Source organism: Mesorhizobium sp. M0045, assembly GCF_040323385.1.
GTDB lineage: Bacteria > Pseudomonadota > Alphaproteobacteria > Rhizobiales > Rhizobiaceae > Mesorhizobium.
Genome location: NZ_JAMYUY010000005.1, coordinates 94904 through 114782, shown reverse-complemented (window position 1 = coordinate 114782; position 19879 = coordinate 94904). Strand labels below are relative to the sequence as shown.

Sequence of the window (19879 nt, the reverse complement as noted above, 5' to 3'; positions counted from 1 at the left end):
GGCTATGGACCAAGTAGCCTTAGCGCTGTCCGGCTAGAGCTCGTACCTCTGAGTATTGCCGAGAAGAGTCTCGGACGTGCAGCCCCAGACCGCGTTTTGTGGGCAACTCCCCCGCTTTCGAAGCCTGACATCGATCCACCGGATCGATGTCTCGGCCGCGCGCGGTCGCTGACCGGCTTCTCAATCCCCCATCTTCAGCGCCTGGATAAACGCCTCCTGCGGGATGTCCACTTTGCCAAACTGGCGCATCCGCTTCTTGCCCTCTTTCTGCTTGTCGAGCAGCTTGCGTTTGCGCGAGACGTCGCCGCCGTAGCATTTTGCGGTGACGTCCTTGCGCAGCGCCGAGATGGTCTCGCGGGCGATGACCTTGCCGCCGATTGCCGCCTGGATCGGGATCTTGAACAGGTGGTGCGGGATCAGCTCCTTCAGCTTCTCGCACATCTGGCGGCCGCGCTTTTCCGCCGCCGTGCGGTGGACCAGCATCGACAGCGCGTCGACCGGCTCCTCATTGACCAGGATCGACATTTTCACCAGGTCGCCTTCGCGATAGTCGGTCAGGTGATAGTCGAAGGAGGCATAGCCCTTGGAGATCGACTTCAGACGGTCGTAGAAGTCGAAGACCACCTCATTGAGCGGCAGGTCGTAGATCAGCATGGCGCGCTTGCCGACATAGGAGAGGTCCGCCTGGATGCCGCGCCGGTCCTGGCATAGCTTCAGGATGCCGCCGAGATAGTCGTCGGGGGTCAGGATGGTGGCGCGGATCCATGGCTCCTCGATGGCGGAGATCTTGACCACGTCGGGCATGTCGGCCGGGTTGTGCAGTTCCTTGATCGTGCCGTCGTTCAACAGTAGGCGGTAGACGACGCTGGGCGCGGTGGCGATGAGGTCGAGGTTGAACTCGCGCTCCAGCCGCTCCTGGATGATTTCGAGATGCAGCAGGCCGAGGAAGCCGCAGCGATAGCCGAAGCCGAGCGCGGCACTGGTTTCCATTTCGAAGGAGAAGGAGGCGTCGTTGAGGCGCAGTTTGCCGACCGCGGCGCGCAGGTCTTCGAAATCGGCGGCGTCGACCGGGAACAGGCCGCAGAACACCACCGGCTGCGCCGGTTTGAAGCCGGGCAGGGCTTGTGCCGTCGGGCGCTTGTCCTCGGTGATGGTGTCGCCGACGCGGGTATCGGCAACCTCCTTGATCGAGCCGGTGAAGAAGCCGAACTCGCCGGGGCCGAGCTCGTCGACATTGATGCGGGCGGGCGTGAAGACGCCGGTGCGCTCGACCAGGTATCTGGCGCCGGTGCCCATCATGCGGATGGTCTGGCCCTTCTTCAGCACGCCGTCGATGATGCGCACCAGCACGATGACGCCGAGATAGGCGTCGTACCAGGAGTCGACCAGCATCGCCTTCAGCGGAGCCGTGATGTCGCCCTCGCGCGGCGGCGGCAGATCGTTGACGATCGCTTCCAGCACGTCGGGGATGCCCAGCCCGGTCTTGGCCGAGATCAGCACGGCGTTGGAGGCGTCGATGCCGATCACCTCCTCGACCTGCTCGCGGATGCGCTCGGGCTCGGCGGCGGGCAGGTCGACCTTGTTCAGCACCACGACGATCTCATGGTTGTTGTCGATGGCCTGGTAGACATTGGCCAGCGTCTGCGCCTCGACCCCTTGCGAGGCATCGACGACCAGCAGTGAACCCTCGCAGGCGGCAAGCGAGCGCGACACTTCATAAGCGAAGTCGACATGGCCGGGCGTGTCGATGAGGTTGAGGATATAGTCCTGCCCATTGTTGGCGCGGTATTTCAGCCGCACCGTCTGCGCCTTGATGGTGATGCCGCGCTCGCGCTCGATGTCCATCGAGTCCAGCACCTGCTCCTTCATGTCGCGCAGCTCCAGCCCGCCGGTCGACTGGATCAGCCGGTCGGCAAGCGTGGATTTGCCATGGTCGATATGGGCAACGATGGAGAAGTTGCGGATGTTCTTGATCGGCGTGGTCATGCGGCGCGCTTTAGCAGGGGCACGGTATATCGGCAAGCGGCGGGACGCCGGCGGGGCGGCGGGGCGGCAAAGTCGTTAAACTTTGATCCATGAGATTAGAGCATAGTTTGCGCCCGGCGTGATAGCCCACCGGTCTATCGCCGTTTCGGGGGGATCGGAATGCCGCCGTCAGCACGCAAATTTCTCAGATCGGTGAGCGGCTCGTTCGCGCCGATGCTCGCCATCCTGCTTATCCCGATGGTTGCCGCATTGGGCTTTTCCATCGACTATACCTCGGCGGTTTCAACCAGGGCATCGATGCAGAACGCCCTCGATGCAGCGTCGCTGTCGATCACGACGCTTGCGACGGACACCTCATTGGCGGACCGCCAGGTAAAACTGCAGGAGACATACCTGGCCAATGGCGGGCAAGGCACGGCCAAGCTCGACAGCTTCGTCGTCGCCACCGACGGCGCCGCCAGCATCAAGGCTTCCGCCGGCTTTGCCATGCCGACGAATTTCATGCAGATCGCCAGGATCAACACGGTGCAGGTCGGCGTTGCGTCGGCAGTGACAAAGCGGCCGGCGCTGGTGCAAGCCACGTTCAAGGTGACCAAGGTCTCGGGCTGGTGGGGCAAGACAATGACACTCTACGGCACCAAATTCGGGGACACGGTGGCCAACAAGCTGATGAAGATCACCTACACATACAACGGTTATGGCGATCCGAAAGGCTATGGCACGGCGACCGTCTCCACCATCAACGGAGCGACGATCACTACGGTCCAGCAGCAGGTGTGTACGACCACCACGGTGCTCAGCTTTTATGGGCTGCCCAGCACCACGATCACCCAGACCGCTTCCAACGGCAAGAAATATGCGACCACCTGCGTCAACACCATGTACCCGGCGACCGGTGCCGGCGCGGTGATCGACGTCAGCCAGATGGACCAGCTCTATCTGCAGATGGATGTGCCGTCAGGCAATCCAACGGTGCTCAAATCGAACGATCCGGCGACATCGAACCGCCTCTACGCGGACGGCGTCGAGATCGCCAGTGGCCAAACGGTCGATATCTTTACGCTGGTGCCGTGCGGCCAGACCAGCACACAAGCGTGGGAAGACGGGGGATCGCCGGTGCCGACATCTCCGACCATCACCGATTCCAACGCGGACTTTTTCTACACAGTAACCGGCAAGTGCGCCTTCAATCAGCGGGCATCGGAAACGCTGTTGACACAATAGGACGCCGCAGCTGAGTGCGAGGGCATATCGGCCCGCTTAGGCTGCCCGTCCATCACACCGCCGCCCGGTCACACCGGGTGGCGTGTTGGTTGCGAGCGACCGTCTTCCCTTCGCCCCCTGTAGGAGAAGACGGCCGAGCAAAGCTCGGTCGGATGAGGGGTGTTCCAGAAGACGCCGACGCCTCATTTCTTCCAGCACCCCTCAACCGTCTCGGCGTTTCGCGCCGATCCACCTTCTCCCACAAGGGGAAGGGAGAGCTGCGAACGATCACGAAGCGGTGATGCTGTAACGAACCGTGTGTCGGCGGCGAAGTGTGGACATGGAACCGCACAGGAGAACAGCGATGACCGGATCGAGACGCAGCACAGCCCTGAAGGGGCTCGCCGCAATGCTGTTTTCGGCAACTGTGCTGTCGGCAACCGGCGCGGCCGCCGGCCAGACGCAGACCGTCGTCGAGCTGTTCACCAGCCAGGGCTGCTCGTCCTGCCCGCCGGCCAACGCCAATCTGATCAAGGTCAAGGACCGGCCCGGCGTGCTGGCGCTCTCCTTCAACGTCACCTACTGGGACTATCTCGGCTGGAAGGACACATTCGGCAAAGAAGAATTCACGCAGCGCCAGGTCCGCTATGAACCGTCGCTCGGCCGTTCCGGCCCGTTCACGCCGCAAGTGGTGGTCAACGGCAGGGCCGATGCGGTCGGCGCCAGGCCGGGCGAGATCGAGCAGCTGATTTCGAGCGGCGGCCGCGCCGACGGACCTTCGCTGTCGCTCGCCGGCGGGACGGTCAGCATCGGCGCCGGTCCGGTGCCCGGCGGCAAGGCCGACGTCTGGCTGGTGCGTTACGGCAAGGGCGTCGTCGAGGTGCCGGTGGCGCGCGGAGAAAACACCGGCCGCACGCTGCCGCACGCCAATGTCGTGCATTCGCTGACCAGGCTGGGCAGTTGGACCGGCGACGCCACCGCGCTGCCGCTGCCGGCGACGACGGGCGGCCTTAGCACGGCGGTGCTGGTGCAGGTGCCGGGCGGCGGGCCGATCCTTGCTGCCGCTACGAATTAGAAACCCTCCCGAAATTCCCCAACGCGCAGCGGCGCCGCCGCATGCCGTCAACCCTGCCAAACCCTAGGAGATCATCATGACCAATCGTTTGACCAATCGCCCGACCCTGGCGGCACTCGCCTTCGCCCTTTGCTCGACGGCGCTGTTCGCAGGAGGCGCGGCGCGGGCCGAAGATGCGATGAAGCCGGCGATGGCGACAAACGCCATGAAGCCGGCAACGGGCGCCATGAAGCCGGCAACGGGCGCCATGAAGCCGGCAACGGACGCAATGAAGCCGGCCGGCGCCATGGCGGCTGACGCGATGGCTACGACCGCGATGAAGGCGACAGATCCGATGAAGGCCGACTGCATGAACAAGGCCGCCGCCGAGACGGACGCCATGAAAAAGGCAGAGGCGACCAAGGCCTGCGATGCCATGGCTCCGGCCAAATAGGCGATGCGCACAGCAATGTGAGAGCCCGGCGGACCTATCCGTCGTATAATCCACACTACATCATGGGAGATCAGACATGACCGCAGCCGTGAAACGATCGTCGATTTTCGCAAAAGCAGCAGCTGCCGCGCTTATCCTCACGGCGGCCGCCGCCGTATTCTGGCAGACCCCGGCAGTCTCGGCCGAAGACGCGGTGGTGATCCCGCCGCCGGCAATGGACGAGAAGGCCACCGCCGGCACCGAAAAGGCGGTCTTCGCCGGCGGCTGCTTCTGGGGTGTGCAAGGCGTGTTCCAGCACGTCAAGGGCGTCACCAGCGCCGTTTCCGGCTATGCCGGCGGCGACAAGGACACGGCCGTCTATGAAATGGTCGGCACCAGCCGGACGGGCCATGCCGAATCCGTCGAGATCACCTACGAGCCGTCCAAGGTTACTTACGGCCAGCTGCTGCAGGTGTATTTCTCGGTGGCGCACAATCCGACGCAACTGAACTACCAGGGGCCGGACAGCGGCACCCAGTACCGTTCGACGATCTTTGCCGAAAACGACACGCAGAAAAAGATCGCCGAAAGCTATATCGCCCAGCTCGACAAGGCCAAGGTGTTTCCTAAGCCGATCGTGACGACGCTGGAGACCGGCAAGAGCTTCTATCCGGCCGAGGACTACCACCAGGACTTTCTGACGCTCAACCCGACCTATCCCTATATCGTCTACAACGATTTGCCCAAGGTCGAGAACCTCAAGCGGCTGTTCCCCAACCTCTACAGCGAAAAGCCGGTGCTGGTGCTGGCCGCCAACAAGAGCTGAGCTTTTGCGCCGGCGGGCGCGACGGAGAATAAGCGTCGGCGATCCTTCGCACCCCCCTCTGTCCTGCCGGACATCTCCCCCGCAAGGGGGGAGATCGGCTATCACCTCGACCTTCGCCAAATCTCCAACGTTCAGGACGAGCGGAGCGCTGAAACTGCTAATCTCCCCCCTTGCGGGGGAGATGGCCGGCAGGCCAGAGGGGGGTGCTGTCCCGCCAACGTCTCGAAACTAACTCCCCTTTTTCCAGGGCAGGCTCCAGCGCACTTTCTCCAGCGTCGCCTTTGCCTCGGCCGAGTCCGGGTCGGGCTCTGTCTCGCGATAATGCGCCGAGCCCTCAGGCGGGTAGGCAAGCGTGTTGTTGAGGGCAAATTTGTCGATCTGGCTGAAGTCGGGGAAAGGCAGATTTTGCGCCTCGCGCCAATCGCCGACCCTTTTCTCCGCGGCAATGCGTTTTTCGTCGTCGACCGGAAGGTCGGTGGCTCTGTATTCCAGTGACGAAGGGAAGGCGAACTGCGCGCCGGCATCATCCATGATGTTGATCATGGACAACAGGATGTCCTCGCGGATGGCTTGAAAATCGGCCACGTCGGCGGTTTTGATATAAGTGAACACGTCGATATCGAGCGAATAGGCGCCGAAGCCGGCAAAGCGCACGCGGCACGGCTCATCGATAACGCGCGGGTGGGCAATCAGCAGCTTGCGCAGCTCGGCCAGGACGTAACGCAGCTGATCGGGCGTCGTTTCGTAGCGCAGCTGCAGCGTCGTCGCGAACCGGGTGCGGTCGCGATGGGCGTAGTTCTCGATCTGCATGCCGGCGAAATCCGAGTTCGGCACCGAGATGATGGTGCGGTCGAGCGACCTGATGCGCGTCGAGCGCATGCCGATATGCTCGATCGTGCCGGACTGGTCGCCGAACTTGCAGAAGTCGCCGACGCTTACCGGCCGGTCGGCATAGAGCGTCAGGCCGGAGAGGAAGTTCTGCAGCGTCGGCTGCGCGGCCAGCGCCACCGCCAGACCGCCGATGCCGAGACCGGCGATGACGCCTTCGTAAGGGATGGCGAGCACTTCGGCCAACAGCAGGAAGGCGACGACGAGCACGGCGACGCGCGCGACGCCGGTGGACAGCGAAATCAGCGTGTCGTGATAGCCGGGCACTTGCCACAGTCCGCGGTAATGGTCGGCGACCTTGCCGATCAGGTGCCAGACCACCGGCACGGCGCCGATCACGATCAGGCTCCAGGCGATTGCCTTGACTGGAGCGGCGACCACTTGCGGCAGACCGAGCGGGCGCAGCGTCAACAGCAGGAAGAAGCCAAGCACGATCGAGCGCACCGCCCATTCGACAATGCGGAAGAAGGCCGGGCTGTCCGTCCTTCGCACAAATAAGGAAATCAGCGCATTGGCGATGAAGCCGAAGACGATGCCGGCCAGTACGGCAAGGCCGAGCATCCACCATTGCCAGTGCTCCATCGGGCCGGCGCGGGTGAGCAGGCCGGGGCTGATCTCGCGGGCGAGGCCACGGGCGATGAAGAACGGGTCGGTGCTGGCGAAGGCGGCGAATTCCGGCGCCACCGGCACGTCTTCGACGTCGGCGTAGAGCGCGCGGATGTGGGCGAGCGTCTCGGGCGTGAACTGCCAGATCTTGCGCTTGCCGGTGCCGTCGGGGTCGGTCTCGACCGGGCCGATGACGATGTTGCCGGCGGGATGCTCGAAATAGACGAAGGGGGTGTTGCTCTTCGGATCGTCGGGGATCTCCTGCCAATAGACATAGCCGATGCGGTCGATGACCTTTTTGAGATAGCGCTCGAGCAGGAACGCCTCGTCGCCGCGCACCGCCTGACTGTAGTTGCGCAGGTCGAGCGCCGCCTGTGCCGGATCGCCGGCTTCGGTGAGGCCGCTCAACAGCACCTTGAACGTGTCGCGCGGCGAGGCGAGCCTGCTCGGATCGTCGACCATGTCGATGGCTTCGCCACGCGCTTCCTGGAATTCGGCGAGCTTGGCCTGAAGCTGGCCAAGTGGCGGCCCGACGATGAACCAGTCGCCATTCCTGCGGCGAAAAGTGACGGCGAAGGAGACCCTGGTGCCGTATTGCGGCAGCGTCGCCGTCACCTCGTCGCCGGCAATCGCGTCATGCGGCAGGCTCCACAGACGGAACGTCGCGTTGTCGATGACGGTGAACAGCAGCTTGGTGTAATCGGGCATGTTGAGGCCGCCGCGGTCGGCCTCGGTGACGTCGACGAGACCCGCCGCCAGACCGGCAAGACCCATGCCGCCGCCGGTGGCGCGCGGCACGTTGTCGGCGCCGCTCTCGTTCATCGTCTGCAGGAACGAGCGCATGGTGCTGATCGGGCTCGACTGGTCGACACGCACGTCCTCGACGGCGCTGACGCGCACACCTGTCCACCATTCGGCGGTGGCGGCATCGAAGCGGCCCATGAAGCTGCCGCCGTCAGGCGATTGGACGAAGGTGAAGGCGCCCTGGCGGTCGCCTTCGAACCAGTGGCCGACAAGCTTGTCGCCTTCGGCCTTGGCCTCGATACGGCCGTTATAAAGCGGGTACACGCCCTTAACGTCGGCGCCGGTCTGCTCGAACTTGATCTGGGCGCCGCCGCCGCGCCATTTCGTGTCCCACACGCCGGTCCAGTTGGCCGCGTCCTGGGCATGCGCCTGCGGCATGGCCGGCAGCAGGCCGGCAAGCGCGAGTGCGCCGATCAGCGCGACCCTCCGTATCAGCAAAAGCAGCAGCCGATCCTGTCCTGCCGCAAAAAAGGGGGTCATTGCATCGCCCTTCTTGATGCCGGCGATTCTGCTCGGCCGGCCAGAGAAGGTTATTCCGCTTGAAGATGAATATTCTGTTTCAGGCTGCGACGGCGATGCCGGTCAGTCATAGGTCAGATCCGTCGCCTTGCCGGCGAACACCCGGTAGGCAAAGAACGAATAGAAGATGATGATCGGCAGCACGACGGCCGTGCCGACCAGGATGACGGCCAGGCTTTCGGGTGCCGAAGCAGCCTGCCAGATGGTCAGCCGGTCGGGCACCACGAAGGGGTAGAACGACCAGGCGAGGCCGGCAAAGCCGAGCGTGAAGATCGCGGCCAATGTCAGGAACGGGAGCAGCGCGTGGCGGTCGCCGGGTTTCGGCAGATGGAAGGTCTGGCGCCACAGCCACAGGAACAGCACTGCCGACAGGATCGGCAGCGGTGACAAATAGAGCATGGCCGGCCAGACGAACCATTTGTCGAAGATGCGCGCGCTGGCAAAGGGCGTGGCCAGCGATACCGCGACCATGCCGAGCGCGGTCAGCACCAGCGCCGTGCGCAGCCACAGCACCGCCTTCTTCTGCAGATCGCCTTCGGTCTTATAGATGACCCAGGCCGCGCCCATTGCCGCGTAAGCCGCGGCAAGGCAGAGCGCCACCAGCGCGCCGAACGCCATGCCGCCAGGGCCGACGTCGAGGCCGAGCACATAGACGCCGAGCATATAACCTTGCGCCAGCGAAGCGACGACCGAGCCGAGGAAGAAGATGCGGTTCCAGCGGTGTTTCCTGCCGGCCGGCACCTTGGCGCGGAAATCGAAGGCGACGCCGCGCAGGATCAAGCCGACCAGCAGCACGAAAACCGGAATGTAGAGCGCGGTCAGAATGGTGCCGTGCGCCAGCGGGAAGGCGACCAGCAGCAGGCCGACCGCCAGCACCAGCCAGGTCTCGTTGGCGTCCCAGAACGGGCCGATGGCGGCGACCATCGTATCCTGTTCGGTGCCTTCGGCTGCGGCGAACAGGATGCCGATGCCGAGATCGAAGCCGTCGAGGATGACGTAGATCAGGATGGCGAGGCCCATCAGCCCGGCGAAGATCAGAGGCAGCAGGGTCGGCCAGTCGAAGCTCATGATGTTTCTCCTGGTTGCGCAACCGGCTGCGACAGCGGCCTGTTCATGACGCCCGGCAGCGGCGAGGTGTCTCCATCCTTCGCCGCCTTCAATGCCAGATGCACCAACACGCCGAGATAGGCGATCAGCAGCAGCACGTAGAGGCTGAGATAGACCGCGAGCGACAGCGCGACATGGCTGCCGGCGACCGGCCCGACAGCATCGGCGGTACGCAGCACGCCGGTGACCAGCCAGGGCTGGCGGCCGATCTCGGTGGTGTACCAGCCGGCCAGCGTCGCCAGCCAGCCGGACAGCGCCATCGGCACCATGACGAGCGCCAGCGGCTTGGGCAGGCTGTGGCGGCGCTTGAGGAAGAAGGCCGCCGACCAGGAGACGGCGAGCATAAGGAGGCCTGTGCCGACCATGATGCGAAAGCCCCAGAACACCGGAAATACCGGCGGATGGTTGCCGGCATAATCGTTCAGCCCCGGCACGACGCCGCCGGCGCTGTGCCTGAGGATGAGGCTGGCGCCGTCGGGAATGGTGAGTTCGAACCTGTTCTCGCTCGCCGCTTCATCGGGAAGCGCAAACAGCACCAGCGGCACGTTGGGACCGGTGTTCCAGTTGGCCTCCATGGCGGCGATCTTCTGCGGCTGGTGTTCGAGCGTGTTGAGGCCGTGCTGGTCGCCTGCGAAGATCTGGATCGGGATCAGGATCGCGGCGGTGAGGACGCCGGTGCGCAGCGCCTTCCACATCGATTCCGAACGATCGCCGTAGAGATAGCGCAGCGCCGACAGGCCGGCGATCAGGAACGAGACGGTCAGCCCCGAAGCAAGCAGCATATGGACGAGCCGGTAGGGCATGGACGGATTGAAGACAACGGCCCACCAGTCGGTGGCGTGCGCTACACCATCGCGCATCTCGAAGCCGGCCGGCGTCTGCATCCACGAATTGAGTGCGATGATCCAGAAGGCGGACAAGGTGGTGCCGCCGGCCACCAGCACCGTCGCCAGCGTATGGACGCGGTTCGAGATGCGGCGGAAGCCGAACAGCATGATGCCGAGGAACGCCGCCTCGAGGAAAAAGGCGGTCAGGATCTCGTAGGCCAGCAGCGGGCCGGCAATGTTGCCGACCGTCTCCATATAGCCCGGCCAGTTGGTGCCGAACTGAAAACTCATGGTGACGCCGGAAACCACGCCCATGGCGAAGGACAGCGCGAATACCTTAACCCAGGTGAAATAAGCGCGCATCCAGGCCGAATCGCCTGTCGCGTTGTAGCGGAGCTTGAAGAACAGCAGCACCCAGCCGAGCGCGATGGTGATCGCCGGGAACAGGATGTGGAACGAGATGTTCGCGCCGAACTGAATGCGCGACAGAATGAGCGGGTCCATGGCGGCTCCGGCTGCTGCTTGTTTGTACAAGGATAGGCTTCATGCGCGGGACGGTCAAAGCGGCGTCCCGCCGCGAGGCGGAACGCCGCAGTGCCGGTGAATCTGCTTCTGCGCGGAATTTGGCTGGACGATCGGGCAGGTGTCGCCTATTCCGGCGAACCTCGATGTCCAGAACTGTCAGGAGCGGCATTGACATCCGGGTTTGCGAACCGACATTCAGCGGATTAAATCAACAACTCTGTTTCAAGCAGCCGTTTTCAGCCATGCAGCCGATCATCTCGATTTCCGGGGTCACCAAGACCTACGCCACCGGCTTCAAGGCGCTGAAGGAGATCAATCTCGATATAGTGCGCGGCGAGATCTTTGCGCTGCTCGGGCCGAACGGCGCCGGCAAGACGACGCTGATCTCGATCGTCTGCGGCATCGTCAACCGCTCGTCGGGTTCCGTCACCGTCGACGGCCATGACATCAACCGCGACTACCGCGCGGCGCGCAGTCTGATCGGGCTGGTGCCGCAGGAGCTGACCATCGACGCCTTCGAGAGCGTGTGGGCGACGGTCAATTACAGCCGCGGCCTGTTCGGCAAGCCGGCGGACAAGGCGTTCATCGAAAAGGTGCTGCGCGACCTGTCGCTCTGGGACAAGAAGGACGCCAAGGCGATCACGCTATCCGGCGGCATGAAGCGCCGGCTGATGATTGCCAAGGCGTTGTCGCACGAGCCGCGCATCCTGTTCCTCGACGAACCGACGGCAGGCGTCGATGTCGAGCTGCGCCAGGACATGTGGGCGATGGTGCGCAGGCTGCGCGAAGACGGCGTCACCATCATCCTGACCACGCACTACATCGAAGAAGCGGAGGCGATGGCCGACCGCGTCGGCGTCATTAACCGCGGCGAGATCGTGCTGGTCGAGGACAAGGCCGAGCTGATGCGCAAGCTCGGCCGCAAGCGGCTTGTGCTGGAACTGCGCAGTCCCCTGGCCACCGTTCCCGACGCCTTTTCGCGCTACGCGCTGGAGCTTTCGCCGGATGGCGGGCAGCTGACCTATACTTATGACAACCAGAGCGAACGGCCGGGCGTCGCCTCGTTGATCCGCGAGCTCGAGGCGGCCGGCATCCAGTTCCGCGACATCGATACGGAAAACAGCTCGCTTGAGGAGATCTTCGTCAATCTGGTGAGGAAACCGGCATGAACCCGCGCGCGGTCATGAATCTTCATGCGGTATGGGCGATCTATCGGGTGGAGATCGCGCGCGCCCTTCGCACGGTGCTGCAGAGCATTGTTTCGCCGGTCATTTCCACGTCGCTCTATTTCGTCGTTTTCGGCTCGGCCATCGGCTCGCGCATCACCGAGATCGACGGCATCAGCTACGGCGCCTTCATCGTGCCGGGGCTGATCATGCTGTCGCTGCTGACGCAGTCGATCTCCAACGCTTCTTTCGCCATCTATTTTCCGAAATTCGTCGGCTCGATCTACGAATTGCTGTCGGCGCCTGTGTCCTATCTGGAGATCGTCATCGCCTATGTCGGGGGTGCGGCGACAAAGTCGATCGTGCTTGGCCTGATCATCCTGGCGACGGCCTCGCTGTTCGTGCCGCTTCACATCGAGCATCCGTTCTGGATGCTCGCCTTCCTGGTGCTGACGGCGGTGACCTTCAGCCTGTTCGGCTTCATCATCGGCATCTGGGCGAAGAGCTTCGAGCAGCTGCAGCTGGTGCCGCTGCTGATCATCACGCCGCTGACCTTTCTCGGCGGCAGCTTCTATTCGATCAACATGCTGCCCGGCATCTGGCGCACGGTGACGCTGTTCAACCCGGTCGTCTACCTGGTCAGTGGCTTCCGCTGGAGCTTCTACGGCAAATCCGACGTTTCGGTCGGCGTCAGCCTCGGCATGACGGTTGTTTTCCTGCTCGTCTGCATAGCAATCGTCGCCTGGATCTTCAGGACCGGCTACCGGCTGCGCAACTGATCGACTGGCCTGCCAGGCAAAGCAGCCTTATCAGTCAACGGAAACAGCGCTGAGTGCAGCCCTTGCGACAGTACCCCTTGATCTTCATGTTTTGTTATATATCATGTTATGGTTCTTCGCGAGGCGGATTGGTTTATGGAAGACGTCATACGATCGCTTGGCTTCTTGTGCCTGGGCAGCAGGATGAAGCGTATAGGCGAGCAACTGCAAGCGGAGGCGCAGCGCCTGCTGGACCGGCTGGATGTTCCGGTTCAGGCGAGCCAATACCCACTGCTGGCCGCGCTCGACAGGCTGGGCCCGCTGCCTGTCGGGGAACTGGCGCAATCGCTTGGCATCGCGCAGCCAGGTATAACGCGAAGCGTCTCGCTTCTGGCCGGATTGGGATTGCTCGAGGTTAGTCCGTCGACCGATGACCAGCGGCGCAGGATTGTCTCTCTCACTCGGGACGGCCGGCGGCTGGTCGATGTCGCAAAGCGCGAGGTCTGGCCGCGCATCGAAAACGCCGTTGCGGATTTGTGCGCGGATCTTTCGGGGCCGCTTCTTGAGCAGCTGACCGCCATCGAGGACGGTCTAGCCGCGGCTCCTCTCGACCGTCGAGTGAAAAATCCGGAGGCCGCGGCGTAATGAGACACCTGCTCGACCGCCCTATCTGGAGCGCGCTTCAGACGCGACATCGGGCGTTCGCACAAGGTAATGACCTCGCCAGGCGGTATCGGCCGTCGATCGTTCCGTTCGCCGCCACTGGCGCCGACGACGCCGAAAGCCTGCGGGCGCTCGAACAGCTTGTCTCCGCGGGCGAGAGTGTCATCCTGCTTCAGTCGGACGCCATTGCTCTGCCCGCGGGGCTTTTTGCGACTTCCACCGCAGCCGGGGTTCAAATGATTGCCGAGCGGCCGTTGCAAACCGTGTCTGACCAACGTGTGCAACGTCTGACCCGAGACGATGCGGCTGAGATGCTCGCCCTGGCATTGCTCACCAAGCCTGGCCCATTCACGCTCGAAGCCCTGAGCCTGGGCGATTTTTGGGGCGTGAAAATCGAGGGCAGACTTGTGGCAATGGCCGGCGAGCGCATGAAGCAACCTGGCTATACCGAACTCAGCGGGGTGTGCTCACATCCGGAATTTCGCGGCGGTGGCCTAGGCAAGCTGCTGTCCCTGTTCGTGGCAAACCGGATAATGGCGCGCGGCGAAGTTCCCTATCTCCACGCCTATGCCAGCAACGCCACGGCCATCAGACTATACGAGTCCATTGGCTTCAGGTTGCGAAGCACAATGAATGTGGCCGTGGTTCAGCGCACCGAATGATTGGTCGGCGCATGATGCGCAGCATGGATGCATCCCGTATCAGGAAAGGAAGGATTTCGTATGGTCGAAATCCTTCCTCGAGACTGCAAGGCCTTCCTGCGTCTCAGACCGCGATCTTGCCGCCGCCTTGCCTGGTGATGGCAACGACCGCCGGGCGCACCGGCATGTCCGGCTTGAAGTCAGGCCAGCGGGTCGACAAATCCTCATAATAGGAGGGACGCCCAAAAGCCTCCCAGTCCTCGCCACCGTCGCCTGGATGCTGGACGGCAACGAAAGCAGTCTGGTCGTCCGGCGCAAACAGGGGACCACACATTTCGGCGCCGATCGGCACACGGAAAAACAGCTTTGAGGTCGCCCGCGCCGGGCCTTCCGTGTCGACCGCCCACAGGCCGTCGGTGCGGCCTGTGGCCTTCGGGCCCTGGCCGTCGGTAGCAACCCAGAGGCGGCCGGCCGAATCGACCGCGCAATTGTCCGGCATGCCGAACCAGCCATTGGCAGTGGTTGCGGTGGAGAAGGTGGCGCCGATTTCGGCCACGGCGGGATCGCCGCATTTCAGCAGGATTTCCCACTTGCCCTTGGTCGCAGCGAAATCACCGCCATCCTCGACGATCTCAATGATATGGCCAAAGGCGTTTTCGGCGCGCGGATTGGCGGCGTCGACCTGGTCGGCCTTGCGCTTCGAATTGTTGGTCAGCATGACATAGACCTTGCCATTGGCGGCATTGGGCTGGATGTCTTCCGGGCGGTCCATCTTGGTGGCGCCAAGCAGGTCGGCGGCACGGCGCGTCTCGATCAGCACGTCGGCCTGGCTGGCAAAGCCGTTTTCCGCCCCCAGCGGCCCCTGGCCGAAGACGATCGGCAGCCATTCGATCGAACCGTCCTCGGCGAACTTGGCGACATGCAAGGTGCCGTCGTCGAGCAAATTCATGTTGGCGGCGCGATCGTCCGGATTGAACTTGCCTGTGGTGACGAACTTATAGACATAGTCGAAACGCTCGTCGTCGCCGAGGTAGAAGACGACACGGCCATCCTTGGCGACGATCGATTCTGCGCCCTCATGCTTGAAGCGGCCCATGGCGGTGCGCTTCCTCGGCACCGACGTCGGATCCTGGACGTCGACCTCGACGATCCAGCCGAAGCGGTTCGGCTCGTTCGGCTCCTTGCCGATATCGAAACGGTCGTGATGCGCCGCCCATTCATAGGCGCCTTCGGGAATGCCGAGGCGCTTGTAATTGGCCGCCTCGTTATGGCCCTGCGGCAGGTCGCCCGAGAAATAGCCGTGGATGTTCTCCTCGGCCATGACATAGGTGCCCCACGGCGTGACGCCGCCGGCGCAGTTGTTGAGGGTGCCGATGACCTTCGTGCCGCTCGGGTCGGTGCTGGTCTTGACGCGGTCGTGGCCGGCGACGGGGCCAGACAGTGCCATCTTGGTATTGGAGGTGATGCGGCGGTTGAGCTTGCCGTCGCGCACGACCTGCCATTTGCCGGCTTCTTTGCGGATCTCGACAATGGTGCCGCCATGCGCGGCCATCTCGACATCGACTTGCTCCTTGCTGAGGGGCGCCTGCTTGGCTTTGCCATCGACGATGGTGACGAGGCCCGGGAACATCAGATGCGGATTGGTGTATTCGTGGTTGACGACCAGCAGGCCGTGCTCGGCCGAGCCGCCGATCGGGATATAACCGACATAGTCGTTGTTGTAGCCGAATTGTCTGGCCTGGGCTTCCGCCGACTGTTTTGTCGGATCGAATTCCGGCGAATCGGCGAACAGCGGATCGCCCCAGCGCAGCAGCACGTCGGCGTCATAGCCAGGTGCGACGTGATGCTTGTCGTCGATGCCGGCCTCGAGTTCGTCGAAAGCGAAGGCGGAGCCTTCGGCGGCGCGGGCGTTGTCGGCGGCGATCAGCGCCAGCGGGCTGACGGTAGCGGCTATGGCCGAGACGGCAAGCGAGCCCTTGAGGAAGCCGCGGCGCGAGAACCGCGCGGCGATGATCTCACCCATGGTGCGGTTGTCGGTGGGATTGGCTCCTGGCCCATCGTTTTCCTCGAGCAGACTGGTGCGGAAATGGGCGTCAGGGGTGCGATGTTCGGTCGAGCGCTGTTCAGTCATGGGGGCCTGCCTCTGGCTGGATGGATTGCTGGAGCGTGTTGCTTGGCCAATCCGGTATTACCGGCAGGTCACAGTTTGATGACATGCCGGCTAATTGCCACCTGCGATTTCGTATCCAACATCAGCCCCGCTTGACCGCGACCGGCGCTTCGGAAACAAGAGCTGCGGCAGGCGCGTAGGGACCGCATCGGGAGGAACAAAAGTGAGTTTCTGGGGACTTGGGCAGCTCTGCGTTTCGACGGTGATCTTCCTGCTGGCGGCGATGGCCGCAAAACAGTGGGGGCTGGCGCCGAGCCTCGGCAAGATCGTGCTGACGTTGGCGCTCTATTCGCTGGGCAATCTGATCATGCTGAGGCTGATCCGTGAATTCGGCATGTCGGTGTCGTTCAGCCTGTCGGCGGTGATCCAGCTGGTGTCGGTGAATGTGGTGGCGCTGGTCTTCTTCGGCGAGCGCGTCAATGCCTTGCAGGCAACCGGCATTGTGCTTGCCATCGCAGCTGTGGCGCTGATCACGCTCGGGCCCTATCTGCAAAGGCTGTAGCTGCGATCGGGCCGATGAAGAAGATTGCAAGCAGACTGCGCAACTGGCTGGAGTTCCCGGTTCTGCTGGCCGGGCTGGTCATTGCCGGCGGGCTGTGGGGGTTCGAAGAACTGATGGAGCTGGCGCGGGCGACCACGCCGCATGCCTTCGACACCGAAATCCTGCTTGCCTTCCGCAAGGCCGGCCAGCCCGACAATCCGATCGGACCGGCGTGGCTGGAAGGAGCGATGCGCGACGTCACCAGCCTTGGCAGCGCCAGCGTGCTGGTGCTGATCACGGCAGCAATGATCGTCTATCTGCTCCTTATCCGCAGGCCAGGCGCGGCGCTTCTCATGTTCGTCGCGGTGGCGGGCGGCCAGCTCCTGTCAAGCGTGCTGAAATTCGATATCGACCGGCCGCGCCCCGATCTGGTCTCGCATCTCGCCGATGTGGCATCGCTTTCGTTTCCGAGCGGCCACGCCATGCTGTCGGCGGTGACGTATTTGACGCTGGGCAGCATGGCGGCACGGTTTTTGCCCGGGCGTACAACGAAGATCTATGTACTCGTGCTGGCGGTGCTGACGACGGTGGTGGTCGGCATCAGCCGCATTTATCTCGGCGTCCACTGGCCGTCCGACGTGCTGGCCGGCTGGTGCGCCGGCTTTGCCTGGGCGATGCTGTGCTGGCTGGCGGCACGATTGCTGCAGCGATGGCTAGGGCGGGCCGACGGCACCTGACGTCGGCCGGACTACTTCAAATCAGCCTGTTGATCAGGCCATGTCCGCAGCCTGCCAGCAGGAAAACCATCGACAGCAAGACTGTCGAGGTCGCCAACGCTTTGAATGTCTTCACCTGCTCATCCTTTTTAAGGTCGTACTTGTGAAATCGGTACCGCAATGGATGTCCCGCCTAACGATGTCGAGGTTTGTAGCATGCCAGCGCACCGGCTGGCAAAGACTATTGCATGTTTCACATATGCAAGATGATGTTTGACCCATCATTATGAAGGTATTATACGTGATACTGCAGAACTCAGACGGGGTTTTGACCGATGATCACTGCCGCGCAGATGCGTGCCGCGAGGGCGCTGGCCGGCATCGATCAGAAGACCCTCGCCGAGCGCGCCGGGGTTTCGCTTCCAACCATTCAGCGCATGGAAGCGAGCGACGGCGTGGTCCGGGGCGTGGTCGATACGCTGATGAAGGTCATCCAGGCCCTTGAAGAGGCCGGGGTCGAGCTGATCGGCGAGAACCAGGCGAGCGAGCGTGGCGGCAGGGGCGTTCGCCTCAAGCCTGTCACGCCGCAGAACCCGCAAGGCTGACGCTACTGCCGCATCGCCGAAAATCAAATTCGATTTTCGGATAGTCCGATGCGCGGGTCAAAAGTGTTGGGGCGTATCTGTGCGCCTATTTGGACGCACGCCGCTCCAAGTCGCGACGGCGACCGCCGACAGTCCTGCCGACGATCCCGCCGCTCCTTGGTTTCATGCGGAAGGCACTCGATGGATCAGACGCAGCGGGCAGTGCATCAACCGGCGCGGCCGACATTTTCCGAACTGTTCACCCCGAAGCTGGTGACGGTGCTGCGCGAGGGCTACACGCTCACGCATTTCAAGGCGGATGCCATCGCCGGGCTGACTGTCGCCATCGTTGCGCTGCCGTTGTCGATGGCAATTGCCATTGCTTCAGGCGTGACGCCGGAGCGCGGGCTCTACACCTCGATCATTGGCGGCTTCCTGGTCTCGGCGCTTGGCGGCAGCCGTTTCCAGATCGGCGGCCCGGCCGGCGCCTTCATTGTGCTTGTGGCGGCGACGGTGGCGCGGGTTGGCGTCGACGGCTTACTGCTGGCGACGATGATGGCCGGCGTGTTCCTGCTTGCCATCGGCTATCTCAGACTTGGCACCTACATCAAATTCATCCCCTACCCGGTGACCGTCGGCTTCACCGCCGGCATCGCTGTCATCATCTTCTCCGGCCAGATCGTCGAACTGTTCGGGCTGAAGCTCGCCGGCAAGGAGCCAGGGCCGCTGGTGCCGAAGCTGATGGCCATCGGCGAGGCGGCCGGAACAATCAACCTCGCCGCAACCGCGGTGGCGGCACTGACCATCATCACCATTGCGACGTTGAGGCGGTTTCGGCCGAAGTGGCCGGCTATGCTGATTGCCATCGGACTGGCATCCCTCGTCGTCGCATTGCTCGCCATGCCGGCCGAGACGATCGGCACGCGCTTCGGCGGCATCCCGCGCAGCCTGCAATGGCCGGCTTTCCCGCCGCTCAGCCTCGACAGGATAATCGACGTGCTGCCGGACGCTATCGCCTTTGCGCTGCTCGGGGCGATCGAATCGCTGCTGTCGGCCGTCGTCGCCGACGGCATGACCGGAAGGCGGCATCGCTCCAATTGCGAGTTGGTGGCGCAAGGCTTCGCCAATATCGCCTCCGCCTTGTTCGGCGGCATATGTACCACTGGCACCATTGCCCGCACCGCGACCAATGTACGGGCCGGCGCGCATGGACCGGTCTCAGGCATGATGCACTCGGCCATCCTGCTTGCTCTGATGCTGGTGGCGGCACCGCTGGCCAGCTATATCCCGCTTGCAGCACTTGCCGGCGTGCTGGCGGTGGTGTGCTGGAACATGTTCGAGAAACAGGCCTTCGCCACCTTGCTGCGCGCCTCGCGCGGCGATGCGCTGGTACTGATGGCGACGTTCCTGATCGTCATCTTCCGCGACCTGACCGAAGGCATCGTCGTCGGCTTCGCGCTAGGCTCGATCCTGTTCATCGACCGCATGGCCAAGAGCATCGCGGTGGAGGCGGACCATCAATCCCTGGTGCAGGAAGACGTCGCCGACCGAGCCAGCGCTTATGATTCCAGCGAGGCGAGCGATGCCGACACCGTCGTCTACCGGATATCGGGCGCCTTTTTCTTCGGCGCCGCCTCGACCGTCGGCACGGTGCTGGACCGCATCGCCGACCAGCGCAAGAACTTCATCCTCGACTGTTCGGCGGTGCCGTTCTTCGATTCGACGGCGGCCAATGTCATCGAGGGCGCGGCCCACAAGGCCAAGCGCGCCGGCGTTCGCTTTATTATCTCAGGCGCTTCACCGCAGACACGCCGCATGCTGATCAACCACGGTGTCAAGCGGCCGCTGGTGACTTATGCCGCATCGATCACGGATGCGCGGGCGCAGCTGAAGAAAGCCGCGCCCGCCGCCTGAGCTGGCAA

17 protein-coding genes are annotated in these 19879 nt (G+C 63.3%); 12 read left to right on the top strand and 5 right to left on the bottom strand.

Annotation, left to right across the window (positions count from 1 at the left end; translation table 11 throughout):
• Positions 1-180 precede the first annotated feature (180 nt).
• Positions 181-1986, bottom strand: a complete 1806-nt coding sequence (gene lepA, locus NKJ72_RS09990; RefSeq protein WP_352476880.1) for a translation elongation factor 4 — start codon at positions 1984-1986, stop codon at positions 181-183.
• Between the two features lie 159 nt (positions 1987-2145).
• Between lepA and NKJ72_RS09985 the strand changes: the two genes are divergently transcribed.
• The 4 genes from NKJ72_RS09985 to msrA all read left to right on the top strand — a co-directional run bounded on the left by NKJ72_RS09985 (position 2146) and on the right by msrA (position 5502).
• Positions 2146-3210: a TadE/TadG family type IV pilus assembly protein gene (locus tag NKJ72_RS09985; protein ID WP_352476879.1), complete on the top strand. Its 1065-nt coding sequence runs from the start codon at positions 2146-2148 to the stop codon at positions 3208-3210.
• Positions 3211-3553: 343 nt separating this feature from the next.
• Entirely contained in the window at positions 3554-4264 is a 711-nt protein-coding gene (locus NKJ72_RS09980) for a DUF1223 domain-containing protein (protein ID WP_352476878.1), read from the top strand.
• A gap of 76 nt (positions 4265-4340) precedes the next feature.
• Positions 4341-4697: a hypothetical protein gene (locus NKJ72_RS09975; RefSeq protein WP_352476877.1), complete on the top strand. Its 357-nt coding sequence runs from the start codon at positions 4341-4343 to the stop codon at positions 4695-4697.
• 76 nt (positions 4698-4773) lie between these two features.
• The gene (gene msrA / locus NKJ72_RS09970; protein ID WP_352476876.1) at positions 4774-5502 is read left to right on the top strand and encodes a peptide-methionine (S)-S-oxide reductase MsrA; all 729 of its coding nucleotides are present in this window, start codon (positions 4774-4776) and stop codon (positions 5500-5502) included.
• Between the two features lie 228 nt (positions 5503-5730).
• Here the strand turns inward: msrA and NKJ72_RS09965 are convergent, their stop codons facing one another.
• From NKJ72_RS09965 to NKJ72_RS09955, 3 genes are all read right to left on the bottom strand, one after another.
• On the bottom strand, positions 5731-8280 hold the full coding sequence (locus tag NKJ72_RS09965; RefSeq protein WP_352476875.1) for a mechanosensitive ion channel family protein: 2550 nt from the start codon (positions 8278-8280) through the stop codon (positions 5731-5733).
• A 102-nt stretch (positions 8281-8382) separates the two neighbouring features.
• Positions 8383-9387 carry a cytochrome d ubiquinol oxidase subunit II gene (locus NKJ72_RS09960; protein WP_352476874.1) on the bottom strand — a complete coding sequence of 335 codons (1005 nt, stop codon included), beginning with the start codon at positions 9385-9387 and terminating at the stop codon, positions 8383-8385.
• The gene (locus NKJ72_RS09955) at positions 9384-10757 is read right to left on the bottom strand and encodes a cytochrome ubiquinol oxidase subunit I (RefSeq protein WP_352476873.1); all 1374 of its coding nucleotides are present in this window, start codon (positions 10755-10757) and stop codon (positions 9384-9386) included. The genes NKJ72_RS09960 and NKJ72_RS09955 overlap by 4 nt, the downstream gene beginning before the upstream one ends.
• Before the next feature lie 263 nt (positions 10758-11020).
• Here NKJ72_RS09955 and NKJ72_RS09950 point away from each other — a divergent pair, with 263 nt between their 5' ends.
• The 4 genes from NKJ72_RS09950 to NKJ72_RS09935 all read left to right on the top strand — a co-directional run bounded on the left by NKJ72_RS09950 (position 11021) and on the right by NKJ72_RS09935 (position 14027).
• Positions 11021-11947 carry an ABC transporter ATP-binding protein gene (locus NKJ72_RS09950; protein WP_352476872.1) on the top strand — a complete coding sequence of 309 codons (927 nt, stop codon included), beginning with the start codon at positions 11021-11023 and terminating at the stop codon, positions 11945-11947.
• Positions 11948-11961: 14 nt separating this feature from the next.
• Complete coding sequence (locus tag NKJ72_RS09945) at positions 11962-12723, top strand: ABC transporter permease (protein ID WP_352477094.1); 762 nt, start codon at positions 11962-11964, stop codon at positions 12721-12723.
• Between the two features lie 135 nt (positions 12724-12858).
• The gene (locus tag NKJ72_RS09940; protein WP_352477093.1) at positions 12859-13347 is read left to right on the top strand and encodes a MarR family winged helix-turn-helix transcriptional regulator; all 489 of its coding nucleotides are present in this window, start codon (positions 12859-12861) and stop codon (positions 13345-13347) included.
• Entirely contained in the window at positions 13347-14027 is a 681-nt protein-coding gene (locus NKJ72_RS09935; protein ID WP_352476871.1) for a GNAT family N-acetyltransferase, read from the top strand. The genes NKJ72_RS09940 and NKJ72_RS09935 overlap by 1 nt, the downstream gene beginning before the upstream one ends.
• Before the next feature lie 103 nt (positions 14028-14130).
• Here the strand turns inward: NKJ72_RS09935 and NKJ72_RS09930 are convergent, their stop codons facing one another.
• Complete coding sequence (locus NKJ72_RS09930; RefSeq protein ID WP_352476870.1) at positions 14131-16137, bottom strand: PhoX family protein; 2007 nt, start codon at positions 16135-16137, stop codon at positions 14131-14133.
• 202 nt (positions 16138-16339) lie between these two features.
• Between NKJ72_RS09930 and NKJ72_RS09925 the strand changes: the two genes are divergently transcribed.
• The 4 genes from NKJ72_RS09925 (at position 16340) to NKJ72_RS09910 (ending at position 19871) form a co-directional block, all read left to right on the top strand.
• Entirely contained in the window at positions 16340-16678 is a 339-nt protein-coding gene (locus tag NKJ72_RS09925) for a hypothetical protein (protein ID WP_023679017.1), read from the top strand.
• A gap of 14 nt (positions 16679-16692) precedes the next feature.
• A complete protein-coding gene (locus NKJ72_RS09920; RefSeq protein WP_352476869.1) occupies positions 16693-17394 on the top strand; it encodes a phosphatase PAP2 family protein in 702 nt (233 codons plus the stop codon).
• A 314-nt stretch (positions 17395-17708) separates the two neighbouring features.
• Entirely contained in the window at positions 17709-17978 is a 270-nt protein-coding gene (locus tag NKJ72_RS09915) for a helix-turn-helix domain-containing protein (protein ID WP_292656925.1), read from the top strand.
• Between the two features lie 180 nt (positions 17979-18158).
• On the top strand, positions 18159-19871 hold the full coding sequence (locus tag NKJ72_RS09910) for a SulP family inorganic anion transporter (RefSeq protein ID WP_352476868.1): 1713 nt from the start codon (positions 18159-18161) through the stop codon (positions 19869-19871).
• Positions 19872-19879 lie beyond the last annotated feature (8 nt).